This is a genomic window from Psychrobacillus sp. NPDC093180, from assembly GCF_044754065.1.
Lineage (GTDB): Bacteria > Bacillota > Bacilli > Bacillales_A > Planococcaceae > Psychrobacillus.
Map to the genome: position 1 here is coordinate 54,390 of NZ_JBIVOJ010000007.1, position 20,628 is coordinate 75,017.

General features: G+C 35.6%; 24 protein-coding genes. 19 read left to right on the forward strand and 5 right to left on the reverse strand.

Annotation, left to right across the window (positions count from 1 at the left end; translation table 11 throughout):
• The first annotated feature begins 3 nt into the window (after nt 1–3).
• The 10 genes from clpP (at nt 4) to ACIP9W_RS11760 (ending at nt 7,327) form a co-directional block, all read left to right on the forward strand.
• A complete protein-coding gene (gene clpP, locus ACIP9W_RS11715; protein WP_400789477.1) occupies nt 4–579 on the forward strand; it encodes an ATP-dependent Clp endopeptidase proteolytic subunit ClpP in 576 nt (191 codons plus the stop codon).
• Nucleotides 580–738: 159 nt separating this feature from the next.
• Complete coding sequence (locus ACIP9W_RS11720) at nt 739–1,206, forward strand: GNAT family N-acetyltransferase (protein WP_400789962.1); 468 nt, start codon at nt 739–741, stop codon at nt 1,204–1,206.
• Between the two features lie 191 nt (nt 1,207–1,397).
• A complete protein-coding gene (locus ACIP9W_RS11725) occupies nt 1,398–2,435 on the forward strand; it encodes an ATP synthase beta subunit C-terminal domain-containing protein (RefSeq protein WP_400789479.1) in 1,038 nt (345 codons plus the stop codon).
• A gap of 111 nt (nt 2,436–2,546) precedes the next feature.
• A complete protein-coding gene (locus ACIP9W_RS11730) occupies nt 2,547–2,999 on the forward strand; it encodes a DUF2243 domain-containing protein (RefSeq protein WP_400789480.1) in 453 nt (150 codons plus the stop codon).
• 18 nt (nt 3,000–3,017) lie between these two features.
• Nucleotides 3,018–3,818: a cytochrome c oxidase assembly protein gene (locus ACIP9W_RS11735; RefSeq protein ID WP_400789481.1), complete on the forward strand. Its 801-nt coding sequence runs from the start codon at nt 3,018–3,020 to the stop codon at nt 3,816–3,818.
• A gap of 16 nt (nt 3,819–3,834) precedes the next feature.
• Entirely contained in the window at nt 3,835–4,008 is a 174-nt protein-coding gene (locus tag ACIP9W_RS11740; protein WP_400789483.1) for a hypothetical protein, read from the forward strand.
• Nucleotides 4,009–4,024: 16 nt separating this feature from the next.
• Nucleotides 4,025–4,537 carry a YndM family protein gene (locus ACIP9W_RS11745; protein WP_400789485.1) on the forward strand — a complete coding sequence of 171 codons (513 nt, stop codon included), beginning with the start codon at nt 4,025–4,027 and terminating at the stop codon, nt 4,535–4,537.
• A 64-nt stretch (nt 4,538–4,601) separates the two neighbouring features.
• The gene (locus ACIP9W_RS11750; RefSeq protein WP_400789487.1) at nt 4,602–4,793 is read left to right on the forward strand and encodes a hypothetical protein; all 192 of its coding nucleotides are present in this window, start codon (nt 4,602–4,604) and stop codon (nt 4,791–4,793) included.
• A gap of 110 nt (nt 4,794–4,903) precedes the next feature.
• Nucleotides 4,904–6,346 (forward strand): magnesium transporter CorA family protein, encoded by a 1,443-nt coding sequence (locus ACIP9W_RS11755; protein ID WP_400789489.1) that lies wholly within the window; start codon nt 4,904–4,906, stop codon nt 6,344–6,346.
• A 90-nt stretch (nt 6,347–6,436) separates the two neighbouring features.
• A complete protein-coding gene (locus tag ACIP9W_RS11760) occupies nt 6,437–7,327 on the forward strand; it encodes a DMT family transporter (protein WP_400789491.1) in 891 nt (296 codons plus the stop codon).
• Between the two features lie 92 nt (nt 7,328–7,419).
• On the opposite strand, the gene ACIP9W_RS11765 is transcribed toward ACIP9W_RS11760, so the two are convergent.
• From ACIP9W_RS11765 to ACIP9W_RS11780, 4 genes are all read right to left on the reverse strand, one after another.
• On the reverse strand, nt 7,420–8,298 hold the full coding sequence (locus ACIP9W_RS11765) for a hypothetical protein (RefSeq protein WP_400789494.1): 879 nt from the start codon (nt 8,296–8,298) through the stop codon (nt 7,420–7,422).
• 41 nt (nt 8,299–8,339) lie between these two features.
• Entirely contained in the window at nt 8,340–8,654 is a 315-nt protein-coding gene (locus ACIP9W_RS11770; protein WP_400789496.1) for a hypothetical protein, read from the reverse strand.
• Nucleotides 8,647–9,222, reverse strand: a complete 576-nt coding sequence (locus ACIP9W_RS11775) for a hypothetical protein (protein WP_400789498.1) — start codon at nt 9,220–9,222, stop codon at nt 8,647–8,649. Before ACIP9W_RS11775 ends, ACIP9W_RS11770 begins: the two co-directional genes overlap by 8 nt.
• 93 nt (nt 9,223–9,315) lie before the next feature.
• Complete coding sequence (locus tag ACIP9W_RS11780) at nt 9,316–10,017, reverse strand: BMQ_0737 family morphogenetic spore coat protein (RefSeq protein WP_400789500.1); 702 nt, start codon at nt 10,015–10,017, stop codon at nt 9,316–9,318.
• 307 nt (nt 10,018–10,324) lie between these two features.
• On the opposite strand from ACIP9W_RS11780, the gene ACIP9W_RS11785 reads away from it, so the two are divergent.
• On the forward strand, nt 10,325–11,416 hold the full coding sequence (locus tag ACIP9W_RS11785) for a hypothetical protein (RefSeq protein WP_400789502.1): 1,092 nt from the start codon (nt 10,325–10,327) through the stop codon (nt 11,414–11,416).
• A 7-nt stretch (nt 11,417–11,423) separates the two neighbouring features.
• Nucleotides 11,424–11,828 (forward strand): M67 family metallopeptidase, encoded by a 405-nt coding sequence (locus ACIP9W_RS11790; RefSeq protein WP_400789505.1) that lies wholly within the window; start codon nt 11,424–11,426, stop codon nt 11,826–11,828.
• Between the two features lie 283 nt (nt 11,829–12,111).
• Here the strand turns inward: ACIP9W_RS11790 and ACIP9W_RS11795 are convergent, their stop codons facing one another.
• A complete protein-coding gene (locus ACIP9W_RS11795) occupies nt 12,112–13,104 on the reverse strand; it encodes an ABC transporter substrate-binding protein (RefSeq protein WP_400789507.1) in 993 nt (330 codons plus the stop codon).
• A gap of 190 nt (nt 13,105–13,294) precedes the next feature.
• Here ACIP9W_RS11795 and ACIP9W_RS11800 point away from each other — a divergent pair, with 190 nt between their 5' ends.
• The 7 genes from ACIP9W_RS11800 (at nt 13,295) to ACIP9W_RS11830 (ending at nt 20,624) form a co-directional block, all read left to right on the forward strand.
• Nucleotides 13,295–14,299 (forward strand): FecCD family ABC transporter permease, encoded by a 1,005-nt coding sequence (locus ACIP9W_RS11800; RefSeq protein WP_400789510.1) that lies wholly within the window; start codon nt 13,295–13,297, stop codon nt 14,297–14,299.
• The gene (locus ACIP9W_RS11805) at nt 14,296–15,351 is read left to right on the forward strand and encodes a FecCD family ABC transporter permease (protein WP_282241009.1); all 1,056 of its coding nucleotides are present in this window, start codon (nt 14,296–14,298) and stop codon (nt 15,349–15,351) included. Before ACIP9W_RS11800 ends, ACIP9W_RS11805 begins: the two co-directional genes overlap by 4 nt.
• 40 nt (nt 15,352–15,391) lie before the next feature.
• Nucleotides 15,392–16,204: an ABC transporter ATP-binding protein gene (locus ACIP9W_RS11810; protein WP_400789512.1), complete on the forward strand. Its 813-nt coding sequence runs from the start codon at nt 15,392–15,394 to the stop codon at nt 16,202–16,204.
• Nucleotides 16,205–16,882, forward strand: a complete 678-nt coding sequence (locus ACIP9W_RS11815; protein WP_400789514.1) for an IucA/IucC family C-terminal-domain containing protein — start codon at nt 16,205–16,207, stop codon at nt 16,880–16,882. It abuts the gene before it with no gap.
• Nucleotides 16,883–17,117: 235 nt separating this feature from the next.
• Nucleotides 17,118–17,639: a tubby C-terminal domain-like protein gene (locus ACIP9W_RS11820; RefSeq protein WP_400789517.1), complete on the forward strand. Its 522-nt coding sequence runs from the start codon at nt 17,118–17,120 to the stop codon at nt 17,637–17,639.
• 29 nt (nt 17,640–17,668) lie between these two features.
• The gene (locus ACIP9W_RS11825; protein ID WP_400789520.1) at nt 17,669–19,981 is read left to right on the forward strand and encodes an ATP-binding protein; all 2,313 of its coding nucleotides are present in this window, start codon (nt 17,669–17,671) and stop codon (nt 19,979–19,981) included.
• A gap of 1 nt (nt 19,982) precedes the next feature.
• On the forward strand, nt 19,983–20,624 hold the full coding sequence (locus ACIP9W_RS11830; protein WP_400789522.1) for a response regulator: 642 nt from the start codon (nt 19,983–19,985) through the stop codon (nt 20,622–20,624).
• Nucleotides 20,625–20,628: the final 4 nt, after the last annotated feature.

A 20,628-nucleotide genomic window follows, 5' to 3' on the forward strand; every position in this document is an offset into this window, starting at 1 on the left:
TGAATGTCTAATCTTATTCCGTATGTTGTAGAGCAAACAAGTCGCGGGGAGCGTTCTTATGATATTTATTCACGATTATTAAAAGACCGGATTATTTTTTTAGGGTCAGAAATAAATGATGTAGTTGCGAATAATATTGTAGCGCAACTGCTGTTTTTAGAGGCAGAGGATCCGGAAAAAGATATTTCTTTATATATTAACAGCCCTGGTGGATCAGTAAGTGCTGGATTTGCAATTTATGATACAATGCAAATCATTAAGCCGGATGTACGCACGATTTGCACTGGATTAGCAGCATCTTTTGGAGCTACGATACTTGTAGCAGGTACAAAAGGAAAACGTTTTGCCTTGCCGAATAGTGAAATTATGATACATCAGCCACTTGGAGGCGCACAAGGGCAAGCTAGTGATATTGAAATTAGCGCTAGGCGAATTCTCTTGATGAAGGAAAGGATTAATCGTATTTTTTCAGATAGAACAGGACAGACAATCGAGAAAATTGCAACTGATTCTGACAGGGATTATTTTATGACAGCTGAAGAAGCAATGAAATACGGGATAATTGATCAAATTATTTAAAGAGAACTCCTCATCTTATTGGATGAGGAGTTGTTTATTATAAAAGGAAGAAAGGAACGTTATGTCGAATAAATTTAATAGAAGGAAATGTATTAATTTGAGGTGATTACGGTGGGGAATGAAGTGATAATAGAGCAATTAATATCTACAGAAGATCATATGGAAGAATTATCGGAGCTTCTCATTCAAGTAGTTGAAGATGGAGCGTCGATTGGCTTTTTACCACCGGTAGCTTTAGCAGATGCGATGAACTATTGGGAAGAAGTATTAAATCCAGAAGTAATACTATTTGTAGCAAAAAGAAATAATCGAATCGTTGGAAGTGTTCAGTTGCATCGATGTGCAAAACAAAATGGTGTACATAGAGCGGAGATTGCTAAACTAATGACTCATCCTAATTATCGACGAAATGGGATAGCTCGCTTATTGATGAAAAGTGCAGAAGAGAGGGCAATGAGAGAGGAAAGATCGTTATTAATACTAGATACAAGAGAGGGAGATCCTTCTAATAATCTCTATGCTTCATTAGGTTATATTGAGGTTGGAAAGATACCTAACTATGTGAAAGCGGTATCTGGCGAATTTCAAGCCACCATTTATTATTATAAAATCCTACTTGAAGAATAATGGGTTTTGGGAATAAAGACATACAATTTAGTGCTAATAATTTCAAGCAACAGGTTCATCTTCCATTTGATTGGAGATGAACCTGTTGCTTATTTTAATCATTTTAGCGTAAAAAAATTACTTTTAAAAGAAAAAGTGTTGCTTCTTAAAGTAAAATAATTTACTATTAAAAGTAACGAGGAGGGGAGAAAATGGATGAAATTCGGTTAAACGTAGCTTTATTAAGAAGAAAAGTACCTAATTTAACGACTGCTGCAAAATCGATTGGGATTCGACCTGCAACAGTATCCAATCTGTGTACAGGAAAAATTGATTTAGGTAAAGCAGAGGTAAAGACTCTTGTAGGTCTCGCGACGCTCGCTAACTGTACGGTGGATGAATTAATCATACGGGGGGAGAAATTAAAGATGATTGAGACGCAAATTAAAGCATTGGACTTCTTTGCACCACTAGTAAAAGGGGGTACTACAGGATTAGTGGCTCGACCAGGAATGGGGCAACTTGTCATTCTTGCGGAATTGATGCATCGTTTTAAAGAAAGTGATTACACCACTGTTTTCTTATTGCCAACTACTGAGCATAGTGAGTTAGATGGTACTACAGAGTTAGCAGACATTATTGTGGTCTCCGTTGATGAAGCATTTGCAAAATTAGCAGAGCTATCGGGGGATATTATATTTATTTCGGATAAGAGTTATATAGTATCTGGAGAGCTTTTAGATCTACAAGAAAGATTGGTTACAGAAAGAATTCATAACGTCACAACCATTTTATTAGACCTTTCTGGTGAAGTGGTAGATGAAGATATGCCTTATGGTCCTTTGGAAACTGTTTGGCAATTGGATGCGGATCTTGCAACTCGTCATCTTTATCCAGCTATCCATCCTATCTATTCCACATCTTCTATTATTGAAGGTGTCGATTTAGATGAACGTCATTTTAATTTAAGGCAACGTGCGCAAAAGCTTCTACGTCGTTATCGTGAATTGCGCTCTATTGTAGTTGTACATGGGATTAATAAAATTCCAGATACTGAACTAGAGACGTATGAAAAAGGAGAGCGTTTAGAAGCCTATTTCTCACAACCATTCTTTGTGGCGGAAGCATTCACCGGCCAAGGAGGAAAAGCAGTGTCCATGTCCCAAACACTTGCCGATGTTGAATCTATTTTAGAAGGAAAAATGGACCATATGTCTGTTAAAGAACTAACATACAAAGGAAGTCTATAATAAGTAAAAGTGAGGGAAATACATTTTCTCTCACTTTTTTCTTTTAAAACGGAGTTTAAGTTTAAATCACTAGGGGAAACTACAAGAAAATTCATTATTAAAGAGGTGCCTATGACTAATAAGAGGAATAATCAATTGATCTATGCAAAACAAAATATGTGGACAGGTATTTTATTTGGTTTTGGATTAATAGCTTTTATCGATGAAGTTGTATTTCATCAGTTACTGCATTGGCACCATTTTTATGATAGTTCTACAAAGGATATTGGACTGGTTTCGGATGGTCTATTCCATGCTTTTAGCTTTTTTGCGACGATTGGATCGTCGTTTATGTTGGCGGACCTTCACCGGCGGCATGCATTCTGGCTAAAGAGATGGATTGGAGGCATATTGTTGGGGGCCGGAGTATTTCAACTTTATGATGGTATTATCCAGCATAAACTAATGGGGCTCCATCAAATCCGCTATAATGTCAACATTGTTCCATATGATTTAATATGGAATATTTCAGCTGTTATTATGATTGTTATAGGTCTTATTTTACTGAATCGAACACGACGTTGATTGGAGGGAGTTGGACATATGCATACCCATAATCATTCTAATGAAATCAGTGACCTTGTCCAAATCCTATTAGTAACACCTTTTGTTTTAGGTTTAATAGGTTATTTACTGTCGGTAAGTATTTCTAATAGAAAGAAAAAACAGTGGCCGTTTTATCGTGTAGTTTTATGGATAATTGGTGTGGTTTGTGCATCTTTATCGGTCATTGGACCAATAGCGGATCGTTCTCATGAAGATTTTTCTGCACATATGATAGGTCATTTGTTGCTTGGCATGCTTGCTCCACTTCTCATGGCATTAGGTGCTCCTATGACACTTATCTTACGTACCCTTCCTGTTCACTCGGCGAGACGGCTTTCTTATATTTTAAGTAGTGGACCAATTAGTATCCTTCATAATCCTATCTTTACTGCACTTGTAAACGTGGGAGCTTTATGGTTACTTTACACAACTGAGCTATTTCCCATGATGCATGAAAATGTCGTACTTTATGCATTCATCCACATACACATTTTCTTAGCAGGTTATCTTTTCACTATATCCATCATTTATATTGATCCCACACCTCAACGAAAATCCTTTATTTATCGTTCGGTTGTACTATTAATGGCTTTAGCGGCGCATTCCATATTGTCCAAGTATCTTTATGCACATCCACCTGATGGTATATCCACGGCACAGGCTGAATTGGGTGGGATGATTATGTATTATGGTGGGGATACTATAGAAGTAGGATTAGTCTGTATCCTCTGCTATCAGTGGTATAGAAGCACTCGATCTAAGGTGAAGGCAGCTAATCTACAACTACAGAAAAATTAGAAAGGACATGTTTTAAATGGAAAAGAAGCAGGCAAAGTTTACGGTCGTTGGGACGGACATTGAAGAAGTAAAAAGACTCAATGCAAATTCGGGTATGAGTTATAACGAGTTAAATGAATGGTTTGCCAGAAAAATGACTAGTGAAAATGGGAAAAATGAGAACGAAACTTCGATTAGTAACAACAAGTAAACAATGGAGGAAAGGTGTGGCGAGCAAGTTGCATATTAAAGCATTTTTAATGAAACTTGTAGTAACTACTGCGGTTTTATGGGTTATTTTAGGGTTATTCTATAAAGTTAACTTTACGGATATATTAATAACAAGCATAGTGTTAACCGTTGTAGGCTTTTTAGGTGATTTGTTTGTTTTGCCGCGAATTGGTAATGTGCTTGCATCGATAACTGATTTCGTCCTTGCAATGGTGGTAGTATGGGTCCTGGGCTCCAGCATATTTGATGAAAGAATTGCTTTGGGAACGGCTTCGTTTATATCTGCCCTTATTCTGATGATGGGGGAATTATTTTTACATCGATATATGGAAAGTCATATTTTTGAACCCCAAATTACGAATCCCGAGGAAAAAACAGGTTATTACCAACGAACAAATCTGCAAACTGAGTTCGCAGAAGAAGTGGATGTAGATGAAATATCCAGAGAAACTAAAGAAAAAGAAGTAAAACCCTCTGTAAAAAAAGAGAAAAATGGTAAAAGAAAATAGTTAAATAAAAAGTATATTTCCCTCTAAAAGGACCAATCTAATATGGTCAAGGAGGTGAGCAGTAGTGGCAAACAACAACAACCGCAATAACAACAATAACAAACAAAATAACAATCAAAACAATAATCTTGAGTTCGGAGAGGATTTCAACTTCGATAATTTAGACAACCAAAAGCGCAACGAAAAAAATAAGAATAACCAAAATAATCGCAATAGCAATCGTAATAACCAAAACAATCAAAACAACATCAAATAATTTAAAGTTCAGTCCTTCCCAAGAATAATAGGAAGGACTGTATTTTTGTTTGAAGTTTGAGCCTTAGTGGTATAAAGAACTAATATTATTTTGTGGAGGTCATCTATAAAATGGAAAGTATTCAACATTTGGAAATAAAAGATGCTTTCATGAATTATTTATTTCCCTTTTCGTTTCGTGAGAAGGAAAGAGAAAAATTAATGGAACAGTTGAAGAAACACGATTTTAAGTTATTCGATTTAGACAACTATGAGCTACAAGACCTATATTATGGGAAAGGTATTCAAATAAACCATCAAGAATTAGATCAATTCTTTTTACCTTTTATTGAAGATAAATTATTTCCACAATCTGTTAACGAAAGAGGTTTTCTGCGATACTCGAGAGAAATAAAAGAATCGTTTGCTTTAAAAGGAAATAATAACGAATTCAAGTTTACTGTAAATAGTTTGGATATAATACTATGTCCTTTTGGCATTGGAATTATTACGATTCGAACAGAAAAGATAAAAGAGCCTGAAAGCTTAACAAACGTGCTGGACTTTATGAGCCATTTTCGTGTTTTAGAGCCTAAACTGGAAGAAGAAAGAGGAACAAAGATTTATCAGCAAAATAAAACATACACAACAACGAGTGAACTTATTTTCGATTATCTATGTCCTTTTTTAAAATCGTTTATAGTGAAAAACAAAAAAATGGAAGGATATTATGGAAGCTTACCGTTTTTCGAGGATGAGCGTATGCTTTCACAAGCCTTTTTAATAGCTGCTGGAGACCAACTTATTACGAACGATCAATTATTCCGAATGGGTCAATTGGATGGAAGGGATCCTGAAGGAAATGAATTTATATCTAGCACTAATCCAGAATATATTAACCGTTATGTAGAGGAGCGGATACATGATAGATGGGCACCGAATACATATACGATTACTTCATTACATACTCAAACGACTATTTCAGTAAAAAGTAAAGAATCATTAAAGAAAGAGATAGCACAGTTTATGAGCATTCATTATTATAATTTATTGCTTCATTTTTATTATAAAATTATGTTATTGAGGTTGTCTTTTGAACATAGTGAGATAAGCTGGGAAAAAGACAAACAATATGTAGAAGAGTTAATTGAGCTTATTTCTAAATTTGATTCGCATTATTACTTTGAAGAAATATCAGTCCGTTCAGAAGGAAAAGAACTTACAAACATGCTGCGTGAAGCTTTTTATTTAAAGCCTCTTTTTGTAGAAGTAAAGAGAACTGTGGATGATTTATATCGTGCACAAGAAAAGCAAGCGGATAAACGGCAAAATATGCTATTGTTTATCTTAACAGTATACACGGTTGTTTCCGGGATTTATGGGATGAATTTAGTAATAGAGGATTGGAAAGAAGACTTTAATTGGTCTAGCGTGTTCAATTATACCTTCTTTGAGTGGATTACCCTCGTTACTGCGCTGTCAGGGATAGCATTATCAACAACTTTGCTTGTCTCGACAAGTGGAAAAGGTATTAGGGACAAATATAGAAAATGGAAGCGGGAACATTTTAAGTAATTTCTGTTTCCTATTCCAACCCGTTTACAGTATATTTATATGTGTGTAAAACGAATATAAATACGAAATTTGAAAGAACGGGGTAGAGATTTGAAAGAAGGAAATACATCAAAGTCCATTGTGTTACCATTAATCATTTCTATTGTTGCGATATCATTTGCTGCAATTTTTGTGAAATGGTCTTCTGCACCTGCAACTATTTTAAGTATGTATCGGATGATCTTGGCATGCTTGTTATTAGTTCCAGTTGTTTGGTTTAAAAGACAAGAGTTTCAAAAGATAGCAAGAAAAGAATGGTTCTTATTATTTTTTGCTGGTTTATTTTTAGCGCTTCATTTTGCACTTTGGTTTGGTTCATTAAAGTTAACAACGGTTGCAAGTTCGACAATTATCCTGGCCTTGCAACCAATCGTCGCATTAATAGGTGGAGCATTTTTATATAAAGAAAGAACGACCTCCGCAGCTTTAATGACAATGGGTATTGCTGTTGTAGGAGCAGTAATGGTCGGTTGGGGCGATTTCGGTTTAAGTAAAAGCGCAATTATAGGGGACATTCTTTCCTTTTTAAGTGTTATCGCGGTTGTTGGATACTTGTTAATCGGACAAAATGCAGTAAAAAAAGTATCTCACTGGATTTATAGTTTTTGTGTTTTTGGGTTCGCGGCAATTGCATTGGTTGTCTATAACTTCGCAACAAGTGTAGCGATGGGAGGATATGACGCAAAAGAATGGGGAATTTTTGTTTTACTTGCAATCGTGCCAACAATTTCCCATGTCATTAATAACTGGTTGTTAAACTATGTAAATGCCACCACTATTTCGATGAGTATCTTAGGAGAGCCAGTAGGTGCAACAATACTTGCAGCAATTTTTTTAGGCGAACGCCTTGTAGGCTGGCAAATTGTAGGTGGATTGCTTGTCTTAGTAGGAGTTTTCCTGTTTTTATCACAACAAATGAATCGTTACAAGAAAGTAAAATAATTTGTCACAGGTAAGGGGAAAAGGACTGATCTCAATGGCCATTAGTAATGGCTTTTAAGATCAGTCCTCTTTTAGTCCAATGTTTTTGAATATTAGAGTCGAGGGTTTGTTCTGGTGTCGATTTCTGTAGCAAGCTGGTTTAATTTATGTTCTAGATCATTAATGATGATCAACTTGGCATCTAATTTTTCTTCGTAGTCTAGTGATTTTCCTATTACTTCTTTTATTTGATGCTCTAATTGTACAAATGATTCAGGAGCTTTAGCTGGCAGAGAGTGTTCCTCTGTAACTGCTTGAAAATCTTGCTTTTGGTTCAGCTTTTTTACATTCAATAGTTCCTGTTGGAGGTTTTCGATAGTCACATTTTTCTTTTCTATTTCATTCATTAATTGCTGTTTGTCTTGTTGGGACTGTGTATAGTCATGGAAGGTGGTATCCAATTTTTCAATTTTGGAAGATACTTGTTTGTTTGCTTCTTCCACGAGATGAACAAGCGTATATTCTAGCTGTTCCATGGTCGGTTTATATTCTGCTATTTTTTGATGAAGAGAAGAGACTTGTTTGTCATATTTTTGTGCCCTATATTTATCGGTAGTGAAACCATCTTTTAGCACTTTAATAACCTCGGTCAACTGTTTGTTCATTTGTCTTAAATCAGTGGCTGTTTTCTCCAGGTGGTTAATAGTGGTCGTCGCTGTTTTTCTTTGCATGTCATATAAATATATTCGTTCTTTATGATCCAGACTCTGCTTTTCCATTTCTTCCTGTAATTTATACAGTTCATTAGATAAGTCATTTTTATCGTTTGATAATTGGAAGATTTCTTGCTCCAGTTTTTCTATTAACACATAATTAGGTGTCTCATCATACTTTTTTAGTCGTTCGGTCGATTTAGCTAGTTCTGCTTTTAAGTAAATAATCGTTTGTTGAAGTTGTTTGGTATCGTTACTTTGGATGTCTTCACTGTTCATACCATTACCTCCCATCACAAATGTTCGATAAGAAAGAAAAATTATAACTTTTCTTTTAATATAGTGATGACTTCTTCAAATTGCTGTCGGTTATCTACAATAATATGGTCAAGTTCCTCGAGAATTTTTACTTGAGAAAACCTACTGTTATCGTCCACCACTTCTACATCCTTTCGATTAGAGTGGTTCATCACCAGATAAGTAAGGAGCATATTTAATGTATTGTTTTCTAAAAAGAGAAAGCTATTGTTGCTTCTTTTTTTTTCTTCTTTTAGCTCGTCCAGTTGGTCCTTCATCAATCGTCGCATCAGATTTTTTAATAATATTTCCTGTTCATTTCCAGTTAGGTCACTCATTTTCATCCCCCTGTTTAATAATAGTTCCATTCAAACTTATGGGATTAATTGCAGCTATACCATCTGTTAGTTGGTCGCTATATGCAAACCCCATCACACTGCCTCCATAAGATTTTTCAGCTGACCATGTAATCTGGAAATTGGAGAACGAAAGGACTTCATTTGGCTCGATGGATGATTTACCTAAAGGTTTCAGCCAAAACTCCTCTTTATTTGTTTTTTCATTTATGCGTTGCCATCCTCCTGGACCTTTTAATGACTGCTTAAAATCTTCATAAACGTACTTCCCTGAGAATGAAAAAGGGGATTCCTTTGAAATTTTGATACATAAATAAGGATTTGTTATCGGTTTATTCCCTATATTCATCACATGGTAAGACCCAAGGCATAGGCTTTCCTCTGAAGGAGTATGTGATATATCCAATGAAAAAGTAAAATAGCTTATGATATTCGGTTTGCTAGGGCTATCAAGCTCACCTACTAATTTTTTTATTTCATCTAAGTATGTTCTCGTTTGATGTTGTAGCTTTTTCATTTTTACTACTACATCACTCGTATCGTAATTCAATGCTTCGCACCCCTTTATCCCAAAAAAATGAAGAGAGAAATATCCTCTCTTCATAATATGTTTGGTTCTTATCCATTATCACCATCGTCCACATTAAGGAAAAATAACAGGGCATTGTAGAGGACGAATAGGTGCAGGGCATTCAGTTGCTAATTCTTCTCTTGGTTCACAGAACTCAGCTAAGAATTCAACCGTTACAGGGAATGTAGATTGGATGCTTTGGCAAGTTACGATGGAGAGAGTTAACCCCGCGATATTGATTGAACCAGCAGGAATACCTGGTGTAGCTGCAGTTCCTACTGTTAGTACTCCAGGTGTACAAATGAAGCAGTCTAGATCTGTGTACGTAATTTCAACATCCGTTCCTTCAGGAGCACACATAGTTACTACTTCACAACGAGAAATTAGAAGACTTGCATTTGTACCTCCTACAACTGAAGGTGCACTAGTCAACACCGTTCCATCTGCTAAAGTGATACAAAGTCTGATCACAAAGTTCTTACGGATATTGAGTTGTTGTAGCGTAACAGGTGTTCCATCAATAACAAATGGACGATCCTCACGATCTACGATAATTATAGGGTTAACCGGATCGGGAGTCACTTCACATGTAACAATCGCACCAGTAAGAGTTGTTGGAGCAGGTCCTGTAGGTACTCCAGCTGTTGGTGTAAATACGATATTTCCTGTTGGCAATACAAAATCAAACGATCTTTCTTTTACAATCCAGTCATAGACCTTATCGACATTTATACATATAAGTTCTTGACCACCACTTAAATTTTTTGCTTGCATATTTGCGAAAACCTCCATTATTTTTTTGCTTACACAAGTATCATATGGAGTTAGTGCTCAAGCGTATAGGTAAAGTGCTTATTAGAGCATTAATAAAATTGACTGTTTAAATGATTATTTGGTAAATGTATTTACATCTGAATCTTGGTGATTTACTTCGATACACTTCTTACTATGGAAGCAAAGTTTCCGGAAAGTATTAGGGCAGATTCGCCAGAGCGAATTGCTTAAGCCTAGCCGTTAAAATTTGTCACGCAAAGCAAACGTCATTAATAGTATAGTCATATACCGCAAAGGGGTGAAAGTAATGGAAGATTCTAAGCTATACTCCGCTCAAGACATCGAAAACCTGAAACAGAAAATAGCTATTTATAGAGACACTTTAAATTCCTTGAAGGCTGGAAATCCAGTAGAAGTAAAAGATGAAACAGAAAACATTAAAAAAGAAGAATATGGCGAACGAGTGAAAAACATTTCAGTTCAGATAGAATCTATAAATCAAACTGTAGAGGTGTTGAGCCAGGATATTTCGGTAATTATGGATTTATTAAAATCAGAGGAAGTGAACGACCTTATTGAAAGTATTAATACCCTAGTTGATTTACATGATTCAATAAATATAGCCAATGAAAATGATGAGAATGAGGCTGAAACGACAATCAATTATACAGAAACAATAGCTTCTCCGATTCCAACACCGACTCTTCCGCTTTCTTACAAACAACTAAGAAACTTTTTCCATAATGCAAACGATGTCCAAGAAATTTCGGCCGATCCCGAGCCTATAGTAAACATAAGCATGGTTAACAAATCTATCGGACGAAGAAGTTTCCCATCTATAGGCGGTAATTCTTCCAAGAAAAGTCAGGGTCAGTCTAGAAGTTTTCATACGAAACCAACGAACACATTAAATAGAGTCGTATTGAAACAAGCGATACCACTAAAAGGAAATATAAGTCCTTCTATTTCCTTCACAACGTACGATACTCAGCCGGAAGAAAATACAACTAATATGAAATCATTTGATATAGTACAAAACGAAGCAACGATTGAAGAGCAAGAAAATAAATCTGAACTAATAGTTGAAGAGAAAATCGAGCAGGTAGTAGAAGTTACAGCTGAAACGGAAGCGGAAGATAAAGTTAATATAATAGTAGAGGATGAAACCGAGCTAGTGGAAGAAGATACAGTTGAAATAGTAGTAGGGGATACAGTTGATAGGGTGACAGAAGATAAGGCTGAACTAATAGTAGAGGATGAAGCAGAGACGATATTAGAGAATACAATTGAGCCGATAAATGAAGTAGTAGAAGAATCCACAGTAAAAGAACAGACAGAAAGCAAAACAAAAAATAGAGATATATTTGCATTTTTAAACTTTTTCCAGAAGAAAGGTTAAAGTGTAAATGAACCAAGTACGCATTACAGAATTTCTTTTAAAAGAAGTAATAGACCATGCACGTGATCATCTTCCATATGAATCGTGTGGTCTACTTGCTGGTAACAATGGAAAAGTGAATTCATTTTGGGTATTAGAAAATGAACTAAAATCGGATAGACGTTTTTTTGTCTCAGAAACGGCAGTGTCAAAAACGCTTGCGCAAATTGCAGAACGGAAAGAAAATGTAATAGCTATTTATCATTCACATCCAACTACTTCACCGATACCTTCTAGTCATGATATTATAAACCATCCTGATCCTGACGTTAAAATGCTAATTGTTTCATTTAAGTCAGAACCTCCGGAAGCAAAGTGCTACCACATTTTATCCCCAACATATTATGAATGCCTTTTTTTAATAGAGACATAATATTTGCCCTACCTTTATTTGCTAGTTTTAATATACTACACCATAGCGATGGAGGTGAATAAATTGAAAAAAAATAAGGCGAGTATTCAATATATAAAGAAATCCTCTACAAACGCAACCCAAAGCCCTACAATAGTAAACACTACAACAGATGGAAAAAAAGTAATTAAAAACACTAAGCGTGGAGGGTGTTGCGGAAGATAGTTTTTGTATCCTCTATACATTAATTGCAAAAGGCATCCTTTCCTCAAAACATTGAGGAAAGGATGCCTTTTATGATAAATTATTTACTTTCAAAAATAGCTTCAATTTCATCTAACATTAAATTAGCAGCTAAAACTCCACCTGCTGTATTCCATACAGCATCACTAACTTCGTGAACGTTTCCGCTCTTTACAGCACTTAGATTTTTCCAAAGAGGATCATTTGTCCATTCTTTTGCTGTGTCCAGAGCAGCTTGGTCACCTTGTGGTGCATATGTGAAGAAGAATAGAACATCTCCGTCCATTTTAGGAATTACTTCTTTTCCAACTTCGATTGCAAGGTTGCCTAGTTTGGTATCTGCTTCGAATAGCTCAGCTTGTGGTGCAGTACGTTGAAAGCCTAATTTATCGAAAATAACCCCCGAGAAGGAATCCGTATAGTAAATACGTGATTTTCCTGCCATGAAACGAACAACCGATATTTCTTGATTGACTTTATCGCCCAGGCTTTGTTTTACTTTTTCTACGTGTGCATCAAATTGACTTAATACTTCATTTCCTTGTTCTTCTAGGTTCAGAGCTTTTGAGTATAATGTGAAGTTATCTTCCCAGTCGCCTCTTAATGTCTCAGAAAAAACGGTTGGAGCAATAGCGTTTAATTGATCATAGATAGCTTCTTGGCGTATTTTTGTACCAATGATTAAATCTGGTTTTAGTGCTGCAATTTTTTCTAAATTTACTTCTGATTCCGTGCCTACCACTTCTACATCCTTCATTTTATCTGAAATATGGTCATACCAAGGATCACCTAGCCACGATTGAACAGCACCTACAGGTGTTACTCCTAATGCAAGAAGTGCTTCCGTTCCCTCGTTTGAAAGTATTACTACCCTTTCAGGTGTTTTATCAATAGTAGTTGACCCCATTGCGTGTTCAATTGTATAGCTCGAGCCTTCTGTTTTATTTCCTGTATCTTGTTCTTTGTCTGCTTTTTCGTCCGTATTTCCACATGCAGCTAATAACAAGATGCTCATGATGGAAATAAGGGTGAATATGAATTTAAAAGATTTCATCTTATGGTTCCCCCTATGTATATTGCTAATGATAATCATTTTCATTACATTTTTTATAATAAAACCATCCTATGAACATGTCAATATGTAATTGAAAATGATTTTCAGACTCATTGACAGTGTATTTAACATCGAATAGACTAAAGTGTGTAAAATTCTTTACTAATAAGTTATTGGAAGGGTTTTTGTAATGTTGTTAAAAAATAATGGACAAAGGTTAATTGGACTTTTCATTGCCATTTTTTTATTTCTACTATTAATGTGTGCAAGTATTGTTTACGGATATACGGATACAACGTGGAGAATGGTCTTGGACGCTTTTCAAAATAATAACGGTTCAAACGAACATATAATAATAGAAACTGTAAGATTGCCAAGGGCATTAATTGCGGCAGCCGTTGGAGGCAGTTTAGCTATTTCTGGAGTTCTTATGCAAACTTTAACTAAAAACCCACTTGCATCACCTGGAATTTTTGGTGTAAATGCAGGAGCAGGGTTCGCAGTAGTCTTAGCTGTCACATTATTCTCTGTAGGGAATCTTCAAGCATTTACGTGGATTTCCTTTTTAGGGGCAACTGTCACTGTGATCGCTGTATATACAATCGGTTCTACGGGTAGAGAAGGGTTAACACCAATGAAATTAACATTAGCTGGTGCAGCAATTTCGGCAATGTTTGCTTCATTTACCCAAGGCTTTCTAGTTATTAATGAGGCTGCCTTCGAGCAAGTTTTGTTTTGGCTAGCGGGGTCTGTAGAAGGAAGGAAAATGGAGATTTTAACTAATGTCTTACCTTATTTGATAATTGGTTGGTTAGGATCGCTTATCATCTCTTCCAAGATGAACGTTTTTTCTATGGGAGAGGATGTTGCAAAAGGTTTAGGTTTGAATACAGGATTTTTAAAAATAATGGTTGCTATCATTGTCGTCCTGCTAGCAGGAGGTTCTGTAGCGATTGCAGGTCCAATCGGTTTTATTGGCATTGTTATTCCACACGTAACAAGATCTATCGTTGGAATAGATCACCGTTGGCTCATCCCTTTTGCTGGTATTTTAGGAGCCATTCTTTTGCTTGTAGCAGATATAATGGCAAGATATATCATCATGCCACAGGAAGTTCCTGTTGGTGTAATGACTGCTATTATCGGAACTCCATTCTTTATCTACATTGCAAGAAGGGGGTTTAATGCACGATGAGTCAATATAAAAATTTTAGACCGATGAAAGGAAGAGTATCCTTTCTCTTAGATAAAAAAGCAACGATTGTCTTAATAGTTTTGATGATAGTAGCAGGAGCTATTTTCGTTTTAAGTACAGGAATGGGTGATATGAAATTAAGCCCACTAGCTGTTCTAAAAGTGTTTTTTGGTGGAGGAACAGAAATGGAGACACTTGTCGTTCAGTCGTTTCGTTTACCAAGGATTATCGTTGCACTAATAGTAGGGATGGCTCTAGCGGTTGCGGGAGGGATACTCCAAGGGATCATTCGTAACCCCTTAGCGTCACCCGATGTTCTAGGGCTTACAGGTGGAGCTTCCGTTGCAGTAGTAAGTTTTTTAGCATTTTTTAGTGACCAGAACAATGCTTTGACAGTGAGCATAAAATGGATGCCTTTAGCTGCATTTGCTGGGGCAACCATTATTGCCATGCTCGTTTATTTCCTAGCATGGAAAAATGGAGTATCACCTATAAGGATTGTTTTAATAGGTATCGGTATTTCTGCTCTTATGCAAGCTTTAACGACTTTAATGATGATCATGGGTCCTATATATAGAGCGAGTCAGGCTAATATTTGGATTACAGGCACTGTATATGGATCAAGCTGGAGTAATGTAGCAATATTAGTGCCATGGACTATAATTTTTATTGTAATTGCCTTTTTTATGGTAAAGAATATAAATATTTTAGAACTTGGAGAAGATATTGCGACTGGTGTCGGGGGGCATATACAGCGTCACCGTTTTTTATTGTTATTGATTAGTACGGCACTTGTCGGAGGATCTGTTGCATTTGCAGGCGGTATTGGATTTGTCGGTTTAATGGCCCCTCATATGGCAAGAAGATTAGTTGGTTCTTCGTTTGGAGCATTATTACCTGTGTCTGCTTTCATTGGTGCTATATTAGTTATGCTAGCGGATCTAATCGGTAGAACAATGTTTTCTCCTTTAGAAATCCCAGCGGGCGTATTTACTGCGGGAATAGGAGCACCGTATTTTATTTATTTACTGTTTAAAACGCGTAACGCATAGATGATTCATATAGAAATTTTGGGAAAAAGGAGTGACTGAAATGAAGACAGCGATTGAGACAAAAAACTTAACCCTTTCGTATGGGGATAGCATTATTATTAATGAATTAGATCTTCAAATTCCTAAAGGTGAAATTACTGTTTTTATTGGTGGAAATGGTTGCGGAAAGTCGACACTTCTTCGTTCTATTGCTCGATTATTAAAACCAAAAAACGGAGCGGTTTTGTTAGAAGGAAATGCAATTGCCAAAATGTCTACAAAGGATGTTGCAAAACAAATGTCTATTCTTCCGCAATCTCCTATTGCTCCAGAGGGACTTACCGTTCTCCAACTAGTAAAGCAGGGGAGATACCCGTATCAAACGTGGTTAAAGCAATGGACCGAGAAAGACGAGGAAGAAGTAACAAATGCTTTGAAAGCTACTGCGATTGAAGATTTAAAGGATCGTCCGGTAGATTCGCTATCTGGGGGGCAACGTCAGAGGGCTTGGATTGCGATGACTTTAGCGCAAGATACAGATGTTATTCTTTTGGATGAGCCTACAACTTATTTAGATATGACACACCAAATTGAAATACTAGATTTGCTATATGAATTAAATGAAAAAGAGCAAAGAACTATTGTAATGGTATTGCATGATTTAAACTTAGCATGCCGCTATGCGGATAATATAGTTGCGATAAAAGATCGCAAAATATACGCACAAGGGAAACCAGAGCATATTGTAAGTTGTCCTTTAGTGAAGGATGTATTTGGTATGGACTGTCAGATTACAATGGACCCCCTATTTGGAACACCTTTATGTATTCCTTTTGGAAAAGGTAGATGTATTTTAAAGGAAGTAGTGTTGTGATTGGATTCTAAATTAGATAAGCTCCGAAAGCTGCGTCTTACAACTGAAAGAATACATTCTTCCCTTTCTATAGAAATTAGTGAAATTCTAGAGGAACAATCTATAAGTAATTATTTAGACATTCTTTGTACTCATATTGGAGCTTCTAACACTAAAGTTGCGGCATCTTTATTTGTGAAACGCTATTCATTCTTATCGGTTATATATTTGTATGCAATGACAGCATGGAATGAAAAGCTAAACGTTTCTTATAAAAATATATCATTAGAAACAGATGATCATGATAAACTTTGGTTGCCAAGTTTCCACTTTCATCATTTGGATTCGGAAACATTACATGGTGATAGGGATGAGTGGCAATCGTATTGTATAGAAGCTTTATTTAAAGAGCATATATCTCCTTTACTCAATCTTCTTTCACAAACAACGAAATTGTCAAAACTAATTCTATGGGAAAATATAGCGGTTTACATATACTGGCTGTATGGAACGGTTTTAACGGAAGAGGTACCAATAGAGATAGTCAATCGGTCAAAGGAAGATTTTCAATTTATCATGAATAAAGCTCCGGGCCATTTATTTGGGGATTATGATGTAAATCCATTAAACAGATATTATCGCAAAGAGCAAGAAAATGAAGTTAGAAGAAGTACTTGTTGCTATTCACATTTAACATAGCAAGAAGTATTGTAAAACATGTCCTCATCAGCGCAGATGAAAAACCGCGTTCTTTTTATAAATCTTGAGTTTTCTATTTGATCATTAAATAATTAAATACAAGATGATCCCTGCTCATTCCATTTGAAAAGTTTTGGAAGACATATTAAATTATCCAAGAGGAAACCTCCTTTAGAATTTACTATCTAAAGGGGGTTCTATTTGTGTTATGGTTAAAGAAAAAGGAGAACTAAACATGTACAAATATACATATGCACAACCAATTTCCCTTGAAACAACACCAATTACACCGGTATATAATGAAGAAAGTATCCTTGCCTACAAATTTCAAAGGCATTACTCGAACGGGATAAAAAAATATATAGATAAGCTAATGGATTATCGATATTTTTTACAATATGATGTATATGACCTGGAGAACCAACTCGTATTTACGTGCAAGAAGGTGACGAGAAAAGGCAGGGTCTATTATGAAGCTTACGACTATTTGCAGCAACAGAAGTATACAGTTGCTTATGATAAATGGAAAGAGTTAATTCCAGATTTAATCATTACAAATGGTGATATGCAAATAAGCATACAGAAAGAAATGGAAGGCTGGTCACGATACATCTGGAATGACAAAGAAATTGCGAGATGGAAAGCAGATGTAGAAGAAGAATTTTTAATCCACTTAGAAATAGCAGAAGACTCACCAATTCAACATGTGGCATTCTTTATCGGTATTAGCCAATGCGTATTGTTTATTGGGGGATGACAATACAATAGGGGGAATAAGAACAAACAATGAGACATTTAGATAAAAAAATACTAATTCCAGTAGTGACAGTACTTATTTTCATGTTTTATGCATCGTATATTACAATCCAATCACCACTTGTTGGTTTTGGCGTTAAAAACGAAAATGGAAATTGGGTAGTCGACGAACTACATGAGGATGGTTGGGCATATAACCAAGATATAGAGACAGGGGATATATTATTAAAGATAGATGGTGATTGCCCGGAACACAACAATCAAGTTACAAAAGAACAGTTAATTAGGGCAGCAGAAAATTTTACTTTAATAGGTAAGAACGGTGAAGAGAAAACCTTCTCTGTTTCTTATGTATCTGAAACAAAGCAGCTTTTCTCACATTTACTCTTTCCACTCGTCTATTTATTATTAACTATATACGTTGCACTCTATATATACCGCAAACAGAAGAAAGAACTATCTGCGCTCGTTTTAATCCAGTTTTTACTATGCATTGCCTTGGCATATGGAAGTGCGGGAGCTTCGAGTCGAGGGGATATAGTGGGACGAGTAGTTAACGGAGTAACGCTTGTAGGCTGTCTTGTTTTTTATATCCAGTTTTTAAAGATTTTCTTAGAAAGATTTGAAATTACGTTTATCAGTCAATCTAGTCTACGAAAATTATTTATCCTTCCATTATTTGTATTTGTAGCAAACTTAGTTACTTTGTTCGTTCCTACATGGAAGAATACTCGTACAATGTTGGAATTGGGGATATTTAGCTTACTGCTCATTCTTATTATCGCTTTATTTATCAAAAACTACTCTCAGTATAGAGATAAACCAGGAAGTCAAGCTGTGAAACTACTTGTATTCCTATTTGTATTAGCTTTTATTCCATTTACATTTTTATATGCAATTCCAGCAGTACTTTTTTCAGCACCTATTATGAATGCCGAAATAGCCGTAATGTTTTTATTATTCATTCCTATTAGCTTCATCTATTTACAATTAACAGAGAGGCTGTTTGACATCGACTACATTTTGAGTCGCTTTAAATATTATACTGTACTTGCATTTCCATTCTCGGCTCTCATTTGTGGAATAATTAGTATTTTTTTAGTGGAAAATATATCTGTGGAAGAAGTTTTTTTGATATTTATAATGCTTTTTGTCGGCAACATTCTCTTTTTATATATAAAAGAACGGATCGATTATAGAAATAGAAAGTATATGTTTTCGGTTAGAGGAAATTTACAAACGAATATGTACACTTTTTTTCAAAAAACAAAAGATGCAAACAAAGTACAGATTGTTATTAATCGGATATTAAGTGAGATGGAAAACACGTTGAATGTAAAAAGTGCAATTTTTATAGAAATGCATCAACAAGAATCCTCAAGTGTATGGAAAGTACATTCTCAATCATCAGAAACTTTCATGGATCTCTTGAAACTAGAAGCAGTCGATTGGGAGTATGAATCGATAGGAAATATATTTACTTTTTTAAAGGGTTTTGCCGTAGTTGTAGGTAGTGACATTCATGTTAAGAAACTTATTTTATGTGATGAGAAAAAAACAGGCATGAAATTAAAAAATGATGAGAAAATTTGGATTGAAATGATGGCTTACTTTGCAAATGTAGTTGTAGAAAATATGAAGCTTATAGAAGGATTAGTGGAACAAATTGATGAACTAAAATTGCAAGAAACAAATGAGTCTCCTAAATGGTTATCGAAACTATTGTTTGCACTTTCGGAAAAAGAGAGGGCAAATCTATCTAATGATTTGCATGATTCGATATTACAGGAACAATTGCAGCTGTTAAGAGAGATGGATAGTATGTACAAAATAGTTGATGATCAAGCGATAAAAGATAAATTGAACGAGATGAAAGAACAGATGTTAGATAATGTGCACCTCATTAGAGAAACGTGTATGGAACTCCGACCTCCCTTACTAAGTGAACAAGGATTAAAGGTATCTTTACATAGGTTGATCCGCCAAACTAAACTGCGTTGTAACTTTCTTCTTTATGTATCCATAGGTGAAAACATTCAACCTAGCAAAGAGGAAGAGCTGATATTCTATCGTATATTCCAAGAATTGCTTACAAATGCAATGAAACATTCTAACGCAACAGAAGTAAATATTGACTTTTATCAAGTCGATCGGTCAATCATATTACAGTATGAAGACGATGGGGTAGGGGTTGATCTGACAAATGAGGGATATTCCTTTAGCTCCATGGGACTCGTAGGGATAAAAGAACGAATTAGAAGTATCGATGGAAATATCGAAATAATATCATCTAAAGGTCAAGGGATGAAAATCAGAATTGAGATTGAAACGGAGGCGAAATGAAGTGATTGAAGTGTTAATAGTGGATGATCATCCTGCAGTAAGTGAAGGAACAAAGGTTATTATAAACCAACAACAGGATATGAATGTTACTGTATTGACTAACAGTATAGAGGTAATGGAACACTTGGAACAAACGACTTACCACGTATATTTAATTGATTTATATATGCCGGAACTGAACGGATTAGATTTGATGAAAATGATCAGAGAAAAAGAACCAGAGTCGATTATTCTCATTTATACCGGTTTTGACATAGAGATTCACTACAATTTGTTGATGGAAGCGAAAGTTTCTGGTTTTTTAAGTAAAACAGCAACTGGAGATCAAATTATTACAGCTATTAGATGTGCTTTAAGAGAAGAGGTAGTCGTTCCATTATGTTTACTTCGTCAGCTTAGAAGAATCGAGGTTCCTACCAGTGTTCAGGATCAAGAAACACCTTTAGTGAATATACGTTTAACAGAAAAAGAACAAGCGATTTTAAGGGAAATAGAAAAAGGTTATACGAATAAAATCATAGCTAGAAACTTAATTATGAGTCAGCGAACAGTTGAGCACCAATTAACGAAAATTTTTTCCAAACTAGGCGTTGAATCAAGGATGGAAGCTGTACAAAAAGCACAGGAGCACCAGCTATTATAGATGG

Coding starts and splice junctions, on each gene's coding strand:
- clpP (WP_400789477.1), top strand. CDS start 4: ATGTCTAATCTTATTCCGTATGTTGTAGAGCAAACAAGTCGCGGGGAG.
- ACIP9W_RS11720 (WP_400789962.1), top strand. CDS start 739: ATGGAAGAATTATCGGAGCTTCTCATTCAAGTAGTTGAAGATGGAGCG.
- ACIP9W_RS11725 (WP_400789479.1), top strand. CDS start 1,398: ATGGATGAAATTCGGTTAAACGTAGCTTTATTAAGAAGAAAAGTACCT.
- ACIP9W_RS11730 (WP_400789480.1), top strand. CDS start 2,547: ATGACTAATAAGAGGAATAATCAATTGATCTATGCAAAACAAAATATG.
- ACIP9W_RS11735 (WP_400789481.1), top strand. CDS start 3,018: ATGCATACCCATAATCATTCTAATGAAATCAGTGACCTTGTCCAAATC.
- ACIP9W_RS11740 (WP_400789483.1), top strand. CDS start 3,835: ATGGAAAAGAAGCAGGCAAAGTTTACGGTCGTTGGGACGGACATTGAA.
- ACIP9W_RS11755 (WP_400789489.1), top strand. CDS start 4,904: ATGGAAAGTATTCAACATTTGGAAATAAAAGATGCTTTCATGAATTAT.
- ACIP9W_RS11765 (WP_400789494.1), bottom strand. CDS start 8,298: ATGAACAGTGAAGACATCCAAAGTAACGATACCAAACAACTTCAACAA.
- ACIP9W_RS11770 (WP_400789496.1), bottom strand. CDS start 8,654: ATGAGTGACCTAACTGGAAATGAACAGGAAATATTATTAAAAAATCTG.
- ACIP9W_RS11780 (WP_400789500.1), bottom strand. CDS start 10,017: ATGCAAGCAAAAAATTTAAGTGGTGGTCAAGAACTTATATGTATAAAT.
- ACIP9W_RS11785 (WP_400789502.1), top strand. CDS start 10,325: ATGGAAGATTCTAAGCTATACTCCGCTCAAGACATCGAAAACCTGAAA.
- ACIP9W_RS11790 (WP_400789505.1), top strand. CDS start 11,424: ATGAACCAAGTACGCATTACAGAATTTCTTTTAAAAGAAGTAATAGAC.
- ACIP9W_RS11795 (WP_400789507.1), bottom strand. CDS start 13,104: ATGAAATCTTTTAAATTCATATTCACCCTTATTTCCATCATGAGCATC.
- ACIP9W_RS11800 (WP_400789510.1), top strand. CDS start 13,295: ATGTTGTTAAAAAATAATGGACAAAGGTTAATTGGACTTTTCATTGCC.
- ACIP9W_RS11805 (WP_282241009.1), top strand. CDS start 14,296: ATGAGTCAATATAAAAATTTTAGACCGATGAAAGGAAGAGTATCCTTT.
- ACIP9W_RS11810 (WP_400789512.1), top strand. CDS start 15,392: ATGAAGACAGCGATTGAGACAAAAAACTTAACCCTTTCGTATGGGGAT.
- ACIP9W_RS11820 (WP_400789517.1), top strand. CDS start 17,118: ATGTACAAATATACATATGCACAACCAATTTCCCTTGAAACAACACCA.
- ACIP9W_RS11825 (WP_400789520.1), top strand. CDS start 17,669: ATGAGACATTTAGATAAAAAAATACTAATTCCAGTAGTGACAGTACTT.